Annotated in this window: 16 protein-coding genes; 14 read left to right on the plus strand and 2 right to left on the minus strand. The window is 68.5% G+C overall.

Going from position 1 to position 13,451, the window contains the following annotated elements; all coding sequences use genetic code 11:
- The 13 genes from DCI01S_RS01790 (at position 1) to DCI01S_RS18265 (ending at position 10,574) form a co-directional block, all read left to right on the plus strand.
- A complete protein-coding gene (locus DCI01S_RS01790; RefSeq protein WP_061227666.1) occupies positions 1–1,161 on the plus strand; it encodes a glycosyltransferase family 4 protein in 1,161 nt (386 codons plus the stop codon).
- Between the two features lie 10 nt (positions 1,162–1,171).
- A complete protein-coding gene (locus DCI01S_RS01795) occupies positions 1,172–1,618 on the plus strand; it encodes a Cg1360 family ATP-synthase-associated protein (protein WP_007627626.1) in 447 nt (148 codons plus the stop codon).
- Between the two features lie 203 nt (positions 1,619–1,821).
- The gene (atpB, locus tag DCI01S_RS01800; RefSeq protein ID WP_043566452.1) at positions 1,822–2,613 is read left to right on the plus strand and encodes a F0F1 ATP synthase subunit A; all 792 of its coding nucleotides are present in this window, start codon (positions 1,822–1,824) and stop codon (positions 2,611–2,613) included.
- Between the two features lie 100 nt (positions 2,614–2,713).
- On the plus strand, positions 2,714–2,953 hold the full coding sequence (locus DCI01S_RS01805; RefSeq protein ID WP_007627622.1) for an ATP synthase F0 subunit C: 240 nt from the start codon (positions 2,714–2,716) through the stop codon (positions 2,951–2,953).
- A gap of 32 nt (positions 2,954–2,985) precedes the next feature.
- Positions 2,986–3,558 (plus strand): F0F1 ATP synthase subunit B, encoded by a 573-nt coding sequence (locus tag DCI01S_RS01810; protein WP_007627620.1) that lies wholly within the window; start codon positions 2,986–2,988, stop codon positions 3,556–3,558.
- A 14-nt stretch (positions 3,559–3,572) separates the two neighbouring features.
- A complete protein-coding gene (locus DCI01S_RS01815) occupies positions 3,573–4,391 on the plus strand; it encodes a F0F1 ATP synthase subunit delta (RefSeq protein ID WP_007627619.1) in 819 nt (272 codons plus the stop codon).
- A 96-nt stretch (positions 4,392–4,487) separates the two neighbouring features.
- Complete coding sequence (atpA, locus tag DCI01S_RS01820; protein WP_007627617.1) at positions 4,488–6,128, plus strand: F0F1 ATP synthase subunit alpha; 1,641 nt, start codon at positions 4,488–4,490, stop codon at positions 6,126–6,128.
- Between the two features lie 55 nt (positions 6,129–6,183).
- Positions 6,184–7,170, plus strand: a complete 987-nt coding sequence (locus DCI01S_RS01825) for a F0F1 ATP synthase subunit gamma (protein ID WP_007627615.1) — start codon at positions 6,184–6,186, stop codon at positions 7,168–7,170.
- Positions 7,171–7,173: 3 nt separating this feature from the next.
- A complete protein-coding gene (gene atpD / locus DCI01S_RS01830; protein ID WP_007627613.1) occupies positions 7,174–8,622 on the plus strand; it encodes a F0F1 ATP synthase subunit beta in 1,449 nt (482 codons plus the stop codon).
- Between the two features lie 9 nt (positions 8,623–8,631).
- Positions 8,632–9,003, plus strand: coding sequence for a F0F1 ATP synthase subunit epsilon (locus DCI01S_RS01835; protein ID WP_007627612.1), 372 nt, complete (start codon positions 8,632–8,634; stop codon positions 9,001–9,003).
- A 58-nt stretch (positions 9,004–9,061) separates the two neighbouring features.
- Positions 9,062–9,511, plus strand: coding sequence for a DUF2550 family protein (locus tag DCI01S_RS01840; RefSeq protein ID WP_007627611.1), 450 nt, complete (start codon positions 9,062–9,064; stop codon positions 9,509–9,511).
- A 70-nt stretch (positions 9,512–9,581) separates the two neighbouring features.
- Positions 9,582–10,262, plus strand: a complete 681-nt coding sequence (gene nucS / locus DCI01S_RS01845) for an endonuclease NucS (RefSeq protein ID WP_007627610.1) — start codon at positions 9,582–9,584, stop codon at positions 10,260–10,262.
- Between the two features lie 9 nt (positions 10,263–10,271).
- A complete protein-coding gene (locus DCI01S_RS18265; protein ID WP_082767589.1) occupies positions 10,272–10,574 on the plus strand; it encodes an Rv1322 family protein in 303 nt (100 codons plus the stop codon).
- On the opposite strand, the gene DCI01S_RS01850 is transcribed toward DCI01S_RS18265, so the two are convergent.
- Positions 10,555–11,433: a coiled-coil domain-containing protein gene (locus DCI01S_RS01850; protein ID WP_244881623.1), complete on the minus strand. Its 879-nt coding sequence runs from the start codon at positions 11,431–11,433 to the stop codon at positions 10,555–10,557. The genes DCI01S_RS18265 and DCI01S_RS01850 overlap by 20 nt on opposite strands.
- A gap of 86 nt (positions 11,434–11,519) precedes the next feature.
- On the opposite strand from DCI01S_RS01850, the gene DCI01S_RS16645 reads away from it, so the two are divergent.
- Positions 11,520–12,450, plus strand: a protein-coding gene (locus DCI01S_RS16645; protein WP_375544743.1) for an IS5 family transposase whose coding sequence is annotated in 2 segments (ribosomal slippage) — positions 11,520–11,903 and positions 11,905–12,450 — 930 coding nt in all. Because the reading frame shifts where the segments join, the coding sequence is not laid out codon by codon here.
- On the opposite strand, the gene DCI01S_RS01860 is transcribed toward DCI01S_RS16645, so the two are convergent.
- Positions 12,447–12,947 (minus strand): hypothetical protein, encoded by a 501-nt coding sequence (locus tag DCI01S_RS01860; protein ID WP_153038723.1) that lies wholly within the window; start codon positions 12,945–12,947, stop codon positions 12,447–12,449. The genes DCI01S_RS16645 and DCI01S_RS01860 overlap by 4 nt on opposite strands.
- Positions 12,948–13,451 lie beyond the last annotated feature (504 nt).

Genomic DNA, 13,451 nt, shown 5'->3' on the forward strand with positions numbered 1-13,451 from the left:
GTGGGCATCGGGATCCCGTTCCGGGAGCTCCTGCTCATCGGTGTCACCGCCGGTCTCGTCACCTTCGTCGTGACCGGACTCGTCAGGGGAGTGGCGCCCGCGATCGGCGGTCTCGCCTATCCGCGGGAGCGCGACGTGCACGTCGTGCCCACCCCCCGGCTCGGCGGGGTGGGCGTCTTCACCGGGCTGCTCGTCGCCGTCTACCTGGCCGCCCAACTCCCCGCCCTCAATCGCGCATTCCCGCCCTTCGCGCCCGACGTCGAGGCCACCATCATGGCCGGCGGCGTCATCGTCCTGGTGGGGATCGTCGACGACATCCTCGGCCTCGGTGCCGTCACCAAACTCGCCGGTCAGGCCGCGGCCGCCGGTGTCCTGGTCGCCATGGGCGTGTCGTGGACCCTCGTGTACCTGCCGTTCGGCGACGGCAACATCCTCGTCCTGGATCAGCTGCAGGCCGGGCTGCTCACCGTCGTCTTCACGCTGGCGATCGTCAACGCGATGAACTTCGTCGACGGGCTCGACGGGCTCGCCGCCGGACTCGGCGCGATCGCCGCGCTCGCCATCTGCGTGTTCTCCGTGGGGATCATGCTCGACCAGGGCGGAACGGTAGGCGCCTATCCGCCGGCGCTCGTCACCGCCGTGCTCGCGGGCGCGCTCCTCGGCTTCCTGCCCCACAACTTCCAGCCCGCGCGCATCTTCATGGGCGACTCCGGGTCGATGCTCATCGGGTTGGTGCTCGCCGCGGCCTCCACCAGCGCGTCCGGGAAGATCTCGCAGAGCCTGTACGGGCCGCAGGAGATGATCGTGCTGCTCTCGCCGGTGATCGTCGTGGCCGCGGCGATGTTCGTGCCCGTCCTGGACCTCGTCATGGCGGTCGTCCGCCGCGTCGGGGCGGGGCGCAGCCCGTTCGCGCCCGACAAAATGCACCTCCACCACCGCCTCCTCGCGTTGGGGCACTCCCACCGCCGTGTCGCCCTCGTGATCTACGCGTGGGTCTCGCTCATCGCCTTCGGCGCCGTGGGCGCGACGATGCTGCCCACCGAGGTGATCGTGCCGCTCGTCGCCGCCGGTCTGCTCTCCGTGCTGGCCGCGACCCTGGTGCCGCGCCTCCGCAGCTCCCGGGCGCAACACCACGCGGGAGGCGGGACCGCATCCGGCTAGGCTGCACGGCATGACTGATGCGCCCGCACCCGACGACCGTCCCGCCGAGAGCCCGCACACCGCCGCGTTGCGCAAGGCGGTCCGGTTCGGCGTCCTGGCCCTGGCTGTACTCGCCGTCATCAGCGCGATCGTCTGGGCGCTCGTCGACGGTCTGCCCGGGTTGTGGGGCGCCCTGATGGGCGCCGGGATCGGCGGGGCGTTCGTCCTCGCCACCGCGATCGTCGTCATCGCCACCGCGCGCTCCGCGCCGCAGACCACCGCAGCGGTCGTGCTGGGCACGTGGCTCCTCAAGCTCCTGGTGGCGATGGGCGTGGTCGCCGCCCTCGCGCAGTTCGATTTCTACTCGCACACGGCCTTCGGCGTGACGATCATCGTCGCACTGGTCGTGGTGCTCGCGGGGGAGACGTGGGCCGTGCTCAAGGCCCGGACGCCGTACGTCGAACCCACCGTCCCCTGAGGGGTGCCCCTGCCGTCACGGACCGAGACCGGGGTGTTACTCTTTACGACGGTGAGACGAGCACGTCACCGGGCTGCCACGTGGCCTGACGACGTTCGCGCGCTGACCCGATCCGGCCGCGAACTCCGGGCCGCTCATACCGAACGCGCTGGGGCGCCCGTCGCCCGACACGACCAGGGGAGAACACACTGAGTACCACGCTTCTGGCCTTCAAAGGCGAGTTCCACCCCCCGAACATCGACAAGGAGTTCTTCCCTGCCGAGCAGTGGTTGACGGACTTCGCCGGCGGTGCCTTCACCCTCGACCGCCTCATGCTGGTCCGACTCCTCATGGCGGTCGTTCTCCTCGCGTTCCTGGTGATCGCGATGCGCAACCCGAAGCTGGTGCCGCGGGGCGTCCAGAACGTCGCGGAGATCTGCCTCGACTTCGTCCGGGTGCACATCTCGGAGGAGATCCTCGGCAAGGAGCAGGGTCGCCGCTTCCTCCCGATCATCGCGACGATCTTCTTCGCGGTGGTGGCGATGAACCTGCCGGCCATCATCCCGGGGCTGAACATCTCCCCGAACGCCCGGATCGGGTTCCCGCTGGTGCTCGCCCTGCTGGGCTACGTCACCTTCATCTACGCGGGATCCAAGCGCTACGGCTTCGGACGCTTCATCAAGGCGAGCGTCGTGATCCCCAACCTGCCGCCGGCCCTGCACCTGCTGGTGGTCCCGATCGAGCTCGTCTCGACGTTCATCCTGCGCCCCGCCACGCTGACCATCCGACTCATGGCGAACATGCTCGCGGGGCACCTGATCCTGGTGCTGCTGTTCAGCGCGTCGAACTTCTTCTTCTGGCAGCTCAACGGCTGGACGGTCCTGTCCGCCGGCATCTCCCTGCTGTCCGTCGCGTTCACGCTCTTCGAGCTGCTGGTGATCTTCCTGCAGGCCTACATCTTCGCGCTGCTGGTCGCCGTCTACATCGACAGTGCGCTCCACGCGGAGAACCACTAGTACCCGGGCCCCCAGGCCTGACACGACCACCCGTCAATCAGACAACCCACGTCCGACCGGGGCGGAACCACCCGCCCCGGCCATCTGAAAGGGAAACCCCATGGACATCGTCACTCTCGCCCAGGCCGCCGAGCAGAACGTCACCGGCTACGGCGCGATCGGCTACGGCCTCGCCGCCATCGGCCCCGGCATCGGCATCGGCATCCTCGTCGGCAAGACCGTCGAGGGCATGGCCCGTCAGCCCGAGATGGCCGGCACCCTCCGTACCACGATGTTCCTCGGCATCGCCTTCACCGAGGCGCTCGCCCTGATCGGTATCGTCGCCGGCTTCCTGTTCTGATCGACGACACACCGACCTCTTAGGGACGCACCATGAACAACGTCATCGCCATCTTGGCGGCCGAGGGGGAAGCACTCCCCCTGGAGGAGAGCCCCAACCCGCTCATTCCTCCGCTGTATGACATCGTCTGGTCGCTCATCCCGCTCGCCGTCATCCTCTGGCTGTTCTGGAAGTTCATCCTTCCGAAGTTCCAGCAGGTTCTCGATGAGCGAGAGGAGCGGATCGAGGGCGGTCTGCGTCGTGCCGAGCAGACCCAGGCCGAGGCGAAGGAGGAGCTGGCCAAGTACAAGGCACAGCTCGCCGAGGCGCGCAGCGAAGCGGCCAAGATCCGCGACGACGCGCGAGCCCAGGGCCAGCAGATCCTCGCGGACATGAAGGCCGAGGCGCAGGCCGAGAGCGACAGGATCGTCGCCGCCGGCAACCAGCAGCTCGCGGCCCAGCGTCAGCAGATCGTCGCGGAACTGCGTTCCGATCTCGGGCGTCAGTCCGTCGATCTGGCCGAGCGGCTCATGGGTGAGCAGCTGTCGGACTCCGTCCGTCGCTCCGGCACCATCGACCGCTTTCTGGCAGACCTCGACCGGGTCCCCGGCGCGGGCAAGAACTAAGGGAAGTGGAGTCCATGCACGCAGCGAGTCGCGACGCGCTCGACCAGACCCGTGAGGCACTGAAGTCCGCCCTGGCCGCCGACCCGGCCGGCGGGGCGACCGGTGCGAAGGTGGGCCAGGAGCTCTTCCAGGTCGTCGACGTCCTGGAGGACAACCGGTCACTCCGGGTCGCCGTGGCCGACACGTCCGCCCCGGTGGAGGCCCGCCAGGACCTCGTGCGCGGGGTCTTCGGGTGGAAGGTCGACCAGACCACGCTCGACCTCCTGCTCGCTGCGGTGTCCCGGGACTGGTCCAACCCGCGTGAACTGCGGGCGGGCCTGATCCTGCTGGGCCGCGAGGCGCTCCTGCGCTCCGCGGAGCAGCAGGGCCAGCTCCAGACGGTCGAGGACGAGCTGTTCCGGCTCGGCCGCATCGTCGCCGGCGACGCGGAGTTCGAGCAGGCCCTCGCCGACAAGACCGCGCCGGCGGACGCCAAGCGGGCCCTGCTCGCCCAGGTGCTCTACGGCAAGGTCACCGCGGTCACCGAGGCGCTGGCCTCCCAGGCCGTCGCCCGGCCGGCCGGGATGCCCGCGGACGACTTCATGGAGATCTCCCGGCAGGCCGCGGAACTGCGCGGCCGCGCCGTGGCCGTGGTGACGAGCGCGGAGCCCCTGACCGAGCAGCAGACCGACGACCTCCGTGGCCGGCTCGCGTCGATCTACGGCCGCGAGCTGGCCATCCACAACGACGTCGATCCCGCCCTGCTGGGCGGGGCGGTGGTCCGCGTGGGTGACGAGATCATCGACGGCAGCGTGGCGGGTCGCCTGGACGCGTTGCGGCGCACCCTGCGCTGACCGGTTCGACCGGTCGAACGACGAGCTGCGGTCTCCAGTGGTCGAGGCTCGGCACACACCTATAAAGCACATCCCGACTTTGAGAGCAGGAATGACATGGCGGAGTTGACGATCTCCTCCGATGAGATCCGCAGCGCGATTGCGAACTACACCTCGACTGTTTCGACCGACGCGACCAAGGAAGAGGTCGGCGTCGTCGTCGACACCAGTGACGGCATCGCGCACATCAGCGGTCTCCCCTCGGCGATGGCCAACGAGCTGCTGGAGTTCCCGGGCGGCATCCTCGGCGTCGCGCTGAACCTGGAGGACCGCGAGATCGGCGCGGTCATCCTCGGCAACTTCGAGGAGATCGCCCAGGGCCAGGAGGTCCGTCGCACCGGTGACGTCCTCTCCGTGCCCGTCGGCGACGGCTTCCTCGGCCGCGTCGTCAACCCGCTCGGCCAGCCGATCGACGGCCTCGGCGACATCGAGTCGGAGGACACCCGCGCCCTCGAGCTGCAGGCCCCCTCCGTCCTCGAGCGCCAGCCGGTCGAGGAGCCCATGCAGACCGGCATCAAGGCGATCGACGCCATGACGCCGATCGGCCGCGGCCAGCGTCAGCTCATCATCGGTGACCGCAAGACGGGCAAGACCGCCGTCTGCATCGACGCCATCCTCAACCAGAAGGCCAACTGGGAGTCGGGCGACAAGACCAAGCAGCTGCGGTGCATCTACGTCGCGGTCGGCCAGAAGGGCTCCACCATCGCGGGCGTCAAGGCGACCCTCGAGGAGCACGGCGCGATGGAGTACACGACCATCGTCGCGGCCCCGGCCTCCGACTCCGCCGGCTTCAAGTGGCTCGCCCCGTTCACCGGCTCGGCCATCGGCCAGCACTGGATGTACCAGGGCAACCACGTCCTCGTGGTGTTCGACGACCTGTCGAAGCAGGCCGACGCCTACCGTGCGATCTCGCTGCTGCTGCGTCGCCCGCCGGGCCGCGAGGCCTACCCGGGTGACGTCTTCTACCTCCACTCCCGCCTGCTGGAGCGGTGCGCCAAGCTCTCGGACGAGATGGGCGGCGGCTCGCTGACCGGCCTGCCGATCATCGAGACCAAGGCCAACGACGTCTCGGCGTTCATCCCGACCAACGTCATCTCGATCACCGACGGCCAGGTCTTCCTCGAGTCCGACCTGTTCAACCGTGGTGTGCGGCCGGCCGTCAACGTCGGTATCTCCGTCTCCCGAGTCGGCGGCGCCGCCCAGACCAAGGGCATGAAGAAGGTCTCCGGCTCGCTGCGTCTCGACCTGGCCGCATACCGCGATCTCGAGTCGTTCGCGACGTTCGCCTCCGACCTCGACGCCGCCTCCAAGGCCCAGCTCGAGCGCGGCCAGCGTCTGGTGGAGATCCTCAAGCAGGACCAGAGCTCGCCGGTGGCCGTCGAGGACCAGATCGTGTCGATCTACCTCGCGGGCGAGGGCTTCTACGACAGCGTCCCCGTCGAGGACGTGCGTCGCTTCGAGAACGAGCTCCTCGAGCACCTGCACCACGCCGCCTCCGACGTCTACGAGCAGATCGCCGGCGGCGCCGCGCTGTCCGACGACTCGATGTCCACCCTCAAGGCCAAGACCGACGAGTTCAAGGAGGGCTTCGTGGCCTCCGACGGCTCGCGGGTCGTCAACGAGCCCGAGGCCGAGGCGCTGTCCGAGGACGAGATCGACCGCGAGACGCTGACGGTCACCAAGAAGAAGAAGGCCTGAGGCCTCGCGATGACAGCCATCCGATACTCGGGCGAGAGGAGCGTGATCTGAGACCATGGCCAACCTGCGCGAACTCCGCGACCGGATCAAGTCGGTCAACTCGACGAAGAAGATCACCAAGGCCCAGGAGCTGATCGCCACCTCGCAGATCTCCAAGTCCCAGGCACGGGTCGCCGCGGCGAAGCCGTTTGCGGACCAGATCACGGCGATCCTGACCGACCTCGCGAGTGCGTCGTCGATCCAGCACCGCATGCTCAACGAGCCCGAGGATCCCAAGCGGTCCGCGGTCCTCGTGGTGACCTCCGACCGTGGCATGGCCGGCGGCTACAACCACAATGTCCTCAAGGAGGCCGCCGAGCTCATCGCGTACCTCGAGGGCGAGGGTCGCGAGGTGGACATCTACGTCCTCGGCAACAAGGGCATCGTCTACTACACCTTCCGGGAGATCCCCCTCGCCGGTTCGTGGTCCGGGCACTCCGAGAAGCCCGACTACCAGGAGGCCCGGCCGGCCTTCCAGCTCCTGTCGAAGGCGTTCGCTGTCGGCGGCGAGGACTCGTTCGACGCCGCGGAGTTCCTCGGTGAGGATCACCAGGGCGACACGACCCGTAAGGGCGTGGACGAGGTCCACATCGTCTACACCCGGTTCGTCTCCATGCTGACCCAGACGCCCAAGGCGCGGCGGTTGGCGCCGATCGAGACCCAGGTCGAGATCGAGGAGCTGGACCTGGGCGAGGACTACATGGACTCCCCAGAGGCCGAGTTCAAGCCCGAGGTCACCTTCGAGCCGGACGCCGACACCCTGCTCGACAACCTCCTCCCGAGGTACATGTCGACCCGGGCCTTCGCCGCACTGCTCGAGTCGGCGGCGTCGGAGTCGGCGGCCCGTCGTACGGCCATGAAGTCGGCGACGGACAACGCGACCGACATCGTCGAGGGCCTCAGCCGTGAGGCGAACCAGGCCCGTCAGGCACAGATCACCCAGGAAATCAGCGAGATCGTCGGCGGAGCCGGTGCGCTCGCCGCGAGCGCAGGAAGTGACTAGACAATGACCACAGCTGTAACCGATCAGAGCACGACGGGCACGGCCGGTCTCACCGGCCGGGTCTCCCGCGTCCTGGGCGCGGTCGTCGACGTGGAGTTCCCGCGCGGCGCCCTCCCGGCCCTCTACAACGCCCTCACGGCCGAGATCACCCTCCCGGCCGTCGCCAAGACGGTGACCTTCGAGGTCGCCCAGCACCTCGGTGACAACATGGTGCGCTGCATCTCGATGCAGTCGACCGACGGTCTCGTCCGCGGTGCCGAGGTCGTCGACTCCGGCAAGCCGATCTCGGTGCCGGTCGGCGATGTCGTCAAGGGCCACGTCTTCAACGCGCTCGGCGACTGCCTCGACGCCCCCGGCACGGGCCGGGACGGCGAGCAGTGGGGCATCCACCGCGAGCCGCCGGCCTTCGACCAGCTCGAGGGCAAGACCGAGATCCTCGAGACCGGCGTGAAGGTCATCGACCTGCTGACCCCGTACGTGAAGGGCGGCAAGATCGGCCTGTTCGGTGGCGCCGGTGTCGGCAAGACCGTTCTCATCCAGGAGATGATCACCCGTATCGCGCGTGAGTTCTCCGGTACGTCGGTGTTCGCCGGCGTCGGCGAGCGCACCCGTGAGGGCACCGACCTCTTCCTCGAGATGGAGGAGATGGGCGTTCTCCAGGACACCGCCCTGGTGTTCGGTCAGATGGACGAGCCGCCGGGGACGCGTATGCGCGTCGCCCTCTCGGCCCTGACGATGGCCGAGTACTTCCGCGACGTGCAGGGCCAGGACGTCCTGCTGTTCATCGACAACATCTTCCGTTTCACCCAGGCCGGTTCCGAGGTCTCGACGCTGCTGGGCCGTATGCCGTCCGCCGTCGGTTACCAGCCGACCCTGGCGGACGAGATGGGTCAGCTGCAGGAGCGGATCACCTCGACCCGCGGGCGCTCGATCACCTCGCTGCAGGCGATCTACGTCCCCGCGGACGACTACACCGACCCCGCGCCGGCGACCACGTTCGCCCACCTCGACGCCACCACGGAGCTCTCCCGCTCCATCGCGTCGAAGGGTATCTACCCGGCCGTGGACCCGCTCACCTCGACCTCCCGCATCCTCGAGCCCGGCATCGTGGGCGAGGAGCACTACCGCGTCGCGCAGGAAGTCATCCGGATCCTCCAGAAGTACAAGGAGCTCCAGGACATCATCGCGATCCTCGGTATGGACGAGCTGTCCGAGGAGGACAAGGTCACCGTCCAGCGGGCCCGTCGTCTCGAGCGCTTCCTGGGCCAGAACTTCCTCGTCGCCGAGAAGTTCACCGGCCAGGTCGGCTCGGTCGTGCCGCTGTCCGAGACCATCGAGGCCTTCGACAAGCTGTGCAAGGGCGAGCTCGACCACCTGCCCGAGCAGGCGTTCAACGGCATCGGCGGTCTGGACGACGTCGAGAAGGCCGCCAAGAAGCTCTCGGGGAAGTGACCGTAGACAATGGCTGACATCGAAGTCGAGTTCGTCACGGTCGAGCGCCGCTTCTGGTCCGGTACCGCCACGATGGTGGTCGCCAAGACCACCGAGGGCGAGATCGGCATCCAGGCCGGGCACGAGCCGCTGCTCGGCGAACTGGACGCCGGTGGCACCGTGACCGTCTACACCGACGAGGGCAAGAAGGTCGCCGCGGTCCAGGGTGGCTTCCTCTCGGTCACCGCCCACAAGGTCAGTATCCTCGGTGAGGCGGCGGAGTGGTCCGACGCGATCGACCGTTCCGCTGCCGAGAAGGCGCTGTCCGAGGCCGGCGACGACGCCGCCGCCGCCGCAAAGGCCCGGGGTCGCCTCCGCGCCATCGAGAAGGCCGGCGCCTAAGTCGACCTCCGGCCCGACCGGCACCCCCGGCCGCGGCCACCGGAAGGAGTTGAGCAGATTGACGGCTCCCATCGAGATCGTTCTCGGTGTCGTCGTCCTGCTCGTCCTGATCCCGGTGGTCGCGGCCGCGGTCTATCGTCTGGTGGTCGTCCGACGGAACTCCACGTCGGTCCTCGTGCGCAGGACGGGGGAGGAGTCGTGGCGATACGGAGCGGTCCGGTACTCCGATACCGACGTCGCCTTCTACCGCCTGGGCAGCGTCCGGTTCGGAGCCGATGTACGGCTCGACCGTCGGAGTCTCGCACTGGGGGCGCGACGACAACCGACCGGTCCCGAGCTCGACGTGGCCGAGGAGGGCGAGGTGATCGTGCCCTTCTCCGGGACCGATCCCGGGGGCTCCGTCGTCGAGGGTGAGCTGTGCCTCGCGCCCGCCGAACTGACCGGATTGCTCGCATGGGTCGAGGCCTGTTCGACCGAGCAGATCCGGCCCCGGCGTCCCCACCGCTGACGCCCCGGGACCGCGCTCTCGGTCCGCTGCCCGCTCCCAGCGGTTCACTGCCCGTATCCAGGAGGAATCCTTGCGTCTCGTCGTCGCCACCTGTCAGGTCGACTACGTGGGCCGTCTCACCGCGCACCTTCCCATGGCGCCGCGCCTGCTGCTCGTCAAGGCGGACGGCTCGGTCAGCGTCCACGCCGACGACCGGGCGTACAAGCCGCTCAACTGGATGACGCCGCCCTGCTCGCTTTCCGAGCAGGAGCACCCGGAGAACCCTGATCACGTCCTCTGGATAGTGGAGAACAAGTCAGGGGAGCAGCTGCGGATCACCGTGGCCGAGGTGCACCACGAGTCCCAACACGAACTCGGCGTGGATCCGGGTCTCGTGAAGGACGGCGTCGAGGCCCACCTCCAGGAACTGCTCGCGGAGCACATCGAGACCCTTGGCCCCGGGTACAGCCTCGTGCGCCGCGAGTACATGACCGCCATCGGGCCGGTCGACATCCTCGGCCGTGACGCCGACGGTGTGACAGTGGCGGTGGAGATCAAGCGTCGTGGCGAGATCGACGGCGTGGAACAACTCACGAGGTACCTGGAGCTGCTCAACCGCGATCCGCTGCTCGCCCCGGTGACCGGGATCTTCGCCGCTCAGGTCATCAAGCCGCAGGCCCGCACCCTCGCCACTGACAGGGGAATCCGCTGCGTCACCCTCGACTACGACACTCTCCGCGGCATCGAGTCCACCGACCTACGGCTCTTCTGAGCTAGGCAGATGCCCAGGAGACACCGGCGCGGCGGCGGCGAACCCCCCGCGCCCCGGCGGGACGGCCTCGGCGGCGGCCCGCTCGAGTCCGGCCCCGCCGGCGATCCCGATCCGTACCACGTCCGACGGATCCCGGCGGCACGGGCTACGAAGGACTACAGGTGCCCGGGCTGCGACCACCTCGTCACCGTGGGAACACCTCACGTGGTCGCCTGGCCGGACCGGCCGGGCGGCGACGACGAGCGACGGCACTGGCACGCCGGATGCTGGGCTGGCCGCGGCCGTCGTGGCCTCACCCGTCGCTGGAGCTGAACCCCGGCTCCGGCGGCAGGTCGAACTCGTCGTCGCCCTCGGCGCCGGGGACGGGTTCGAGCCTCGCGCGGATCGCGGAGAGATCGCCGACCACACGCAGCCGGAGGTCCCGGAGCTCCTCGACGTGTGCGCGTGCCCGCGCCGTCACGCCCCGCGCCTCGTCCCGGGCTCGGTCGACGATCCGGCGCGCCTGACCGTGTGCCTCTCGACGCGTCGCCTCGGCGGCGGCGACCGCGGCGTCGTGGCGCTCGCGTTCCTCGCGAAGCGATTCGCTGCGGCGCAGATCCGACGCGAGCCGGAAATCCTCGTCGATCCGCTCCCGACGACGGGCGGCCTCCTCGTCGAGCGTTCGCGCCTCACGCCGCGCGGCGCGGACGATCTCCTCCGCCCGCGTGCGGGCGGCGGCGAGCACGCGGGCGTGTTCTGTCCGGACGGCCGCGGCCCGGGCGCGGACGTCCGACAGTTCGGCGGCCGCGGTCTCCCGGAGTCTCCACGCCTCCTCGTCGGCCTCCGTGCGGACGCGATCGGCATCGGAAAGGGCGGCGTCGCGAATGGCCGCGGCCTCGGCGGTGGCGAGCGAGAGCATGGTGGACAGGCGATCCGACATCTGGTCACTGGTGACCGGCGCCCGTCCCAGCTCCGCGACGCGGGCCTCCAGTTCGCGCACCCGGGCATGCGCCCGCTCGGCCTCCGCCGCGGCCCGGTCAGCGCGGGCGACGGCGGCGTCGCGGTCAGCACGCAGGAGCTCCGTCTCGGCCTCGAGGCGGGAGAGGGCGGCCGTCACCTGCTCGCGGTCGAAACCCCTGCGCACCACCGCGAACGGCTCGATGGTCGCCGGGGGTGTGTGCATGCTCGACATACCCCCACCCTAGCCGCGGGCGCGGCCGTCGCGCCTAGGAGGCGTGTCTCCCATAGTTGAGTGTTGACTCGCGAGACCGTGGCCGGATGGGACAGACGAAGTCACGTTTTCGCCAGTTCACCGATGAGCAGTGGGCACGGATCGAGCCCCTGCTGCCCTCGAACGAAGGACGGCAGGGGCATCCGTTCCGCGACAATCGCAAGGTCGTCGAGGGCATCATCTACCGCTACCGAGCAGGAATTCCCTGGCGGGACCTGCCGCGGGAGGAGTTCGGGGCCTGGCAGACGGTCTGGAAGCGTCACGCCCGCTACGCCCGAGACGGCACGTGGGACCGAGTCTTGCAGGCCATCCTTGCCGAGGCCGATGCGGCCGGAAAGATCGACTGGAACGTCTCGGTAGATGCCACCATCTGCCGAGCCCACCAGCACGGCACAAACACAACGCGCCCTGATCAGGACACAGGGGGCACGATCGAATCACAAGAACCGCCCCTTCCTGGACTGTGAACCTGCAGGTCACGGCATTGGCCGCTCCCGCGGCGGGCTGACCACCAAGATTCACAGCGCCGTCGACGGTCGCGGCCGGCCGCTGGCGAGTGTGGTCACCGGCGGCCAACGACACGACGGCGCGATGCTCGAACAGGTCTTGGCCGACATCCACGTCCCGCGCCCTGGCCGGGGCAGGCCTCGCACCCGTCCCGACGCGGTGATCGCCGACAAGGCGTACTCGTCCGGCACGATCCGCCGCCAGCTCCGCGCCCGTGGAATCACCGCGGCCATCCCCGAGAAGAGCGACACCATCGCCTCCCGCAAACGCCGAGGCTCCCGCGGTGGCCGGCCTCCGAAACTCAACGCCGACCTCTACAAAGACCGCAACGTCGTCGAGCGATCCTTCGCGCTGGCCAAGCAGTGGCGAGCTCTGGCCACCCGATACGACAAACTCGCGATCACCTACCGCGCCGCCGTCACGCTCTGCGCAATCCTGACCTGGCTACGCCAATTAGGAGACACGCCCTAGTAGGTTTCAGGCCGATACGCTGCTCCGCGCCGGGTCGGACAGTCGTCCCCGATTCGGTACGGATAGTCCGGGTAGAGGGCGTCGATCCGCGGATTGTCTTCGGGCGTATCGAAGGTCTGGCCGAACGTTGCCACCCATTTGCCACTGTCGGCGTGATAGGTCCACGCGGTGACCTCGCGGATGCGCTTCACGGTCCCGCCCACCGCAATCGTCATGGGCTCCAACGCCGCACGAACCGCCGCGCCAACTTTCCAGTACCCGGCGTCCGCCTGCTCCTGTTGGCGCTGGTCGACTTCTCCGTACGGCCGCCCGTCGGGGTCCTTGTACGTACGGCCAGAACGCGAGATCACCGGAAACGGTCGCCCCTGCTTTGCCTGACGTCGGAGCTGTGTTGATCGGTGAGGCTCTGCCGGCGGCATTCCGTGCTGCCTGAGTAGCTCAACTTGCTCCGGAGAAAGAACAGCATGGGTTCTGTGCACGGCTTCGTTCTGTGACATGGCGTCACGGTAAAGCACACAGCATTGCGGCGCAATAGTTTGCACGGTCCGCACGTGGTCTCTCATCACCTTGGATGTGGAAGCAGACCGAATGAGAGGCGATCGCCGGTAGCCGCGGCAGGCAGTGGCCGTGATCGAACGCTGACGTAGTGCCACCATTTCAGACGTGAGTCAACGTCCCCGGCAGTCGAAACCGGGACGGACTGCCCAGCTTTTCGAGCGACCGGCCCTCCACAGGCCCATTGCAGCGATTCATCAACCTGGCTGGTGGGTCATCAACACCGAAGTGCCCCTGCTGATGTGAGGTCTTTTTTTCCCATTGTTTGCTGTGCGCACCCACTGACGGTGTTAGCGTCCGCAATGTGAGCATCAGTATCTTTGCTGTTGTGCTCACCCCTCCGCCACCTAGTCGATCAGGAGAAGACACATGAAAGCTCGTATCGGTGTGGTAGGGGCGACTGTCGCCACCATGGCAGCGCTCCTGGCGCCAACTGCCGCCGCACT

The organism is Dietzia cinnamea NBRC 102147 (genome assembly GCF_001571065.1).
Classification (GTDB): Bacteria; Actinomycetota; Actinomycetes; order Mycobacteriales; family Mycobacteriaceae; genus Dietzia; species Dietzia cinnamea.

Bases quoted from the DNA above. Each gene is read 5' to 3' on its own strand.
- DCI01S_RS01795 (WP_007627626.1), top strand. From the start codon at position 1,172: ATGACTGATGCGCCCGCACCCGACGACCGTCCCGCCGAGAGCCCGCAC.
- DCI01S_RS01805 (WP_007627622.1), top strand. From the start codon at position 2,714: ATGGACATCGTCACTCTCGCCCAGGCCGCCGAGCAGAACGTCACCGGC.
- DCI01S_RS01810 (WP_007627620.1), top strand. From the start codon at position 2,986: ATGAACAACGTCATCGCCATCTTGGCGGCCGAGGGGGAAGCACTCCCC.
- DCI01S_RS01815 (WP_007627619.1), top strand. From the start codon at position 3,573: ATGCACGCAGCGAGTCGCGACGCGCTCGACCAGACCCGTGAGGCACTG.
- atpA (WP_007627617.1), top strand. From the start codon at position 4,488: ATGGCGGAGTTGACGATCTCCTCCGATGAGATCCGCAGCGCGATTGCG.
- DCI01S_RS01825 (WP_007627615.1), top strand. From the start codon at position 6,184: ATGGCCAACCTGCGCGAACTCCGCGACCGGATCAAGTCGGTCAACTCG.
- atpD (WP_007627613.1), top strand. From the start codon at position 7,174: ATGACCACAGCTGTAACCGATCAGAGCACGACGGGCACGGCCGGTCTC.
- DCI01S_RS01835 (WP_007627612.1), top strand. From the start codon at position 8,632: ATGGCTGACATCGAAGTCGAGTTCGTCACGGTCGAGCGCCGCTTCTGG.
- DCI01S_RS18265 (WP_082767589.1), top strand. From the start codon at position 10,272: ATGCCCAGGAGACACCGGCGCGGCGGCGGCGAACCCCCCGCGCCCCGG.
- DCI01S_RS01850 (WP_244881623.1), bottom strand. From the start codon at position 11,433: ATGTCGAGCATGCACACACCCCCGGCGACCATCGAGCCGTTCGCGGTG.
- DCI01S_RS01860 (WP_153038723.1), bottom strand. From the start codon at position 12,947: ATGTCACAGAACGAAGCCGTGCACAGAACCCATGCTGTTCTTTCTCCG.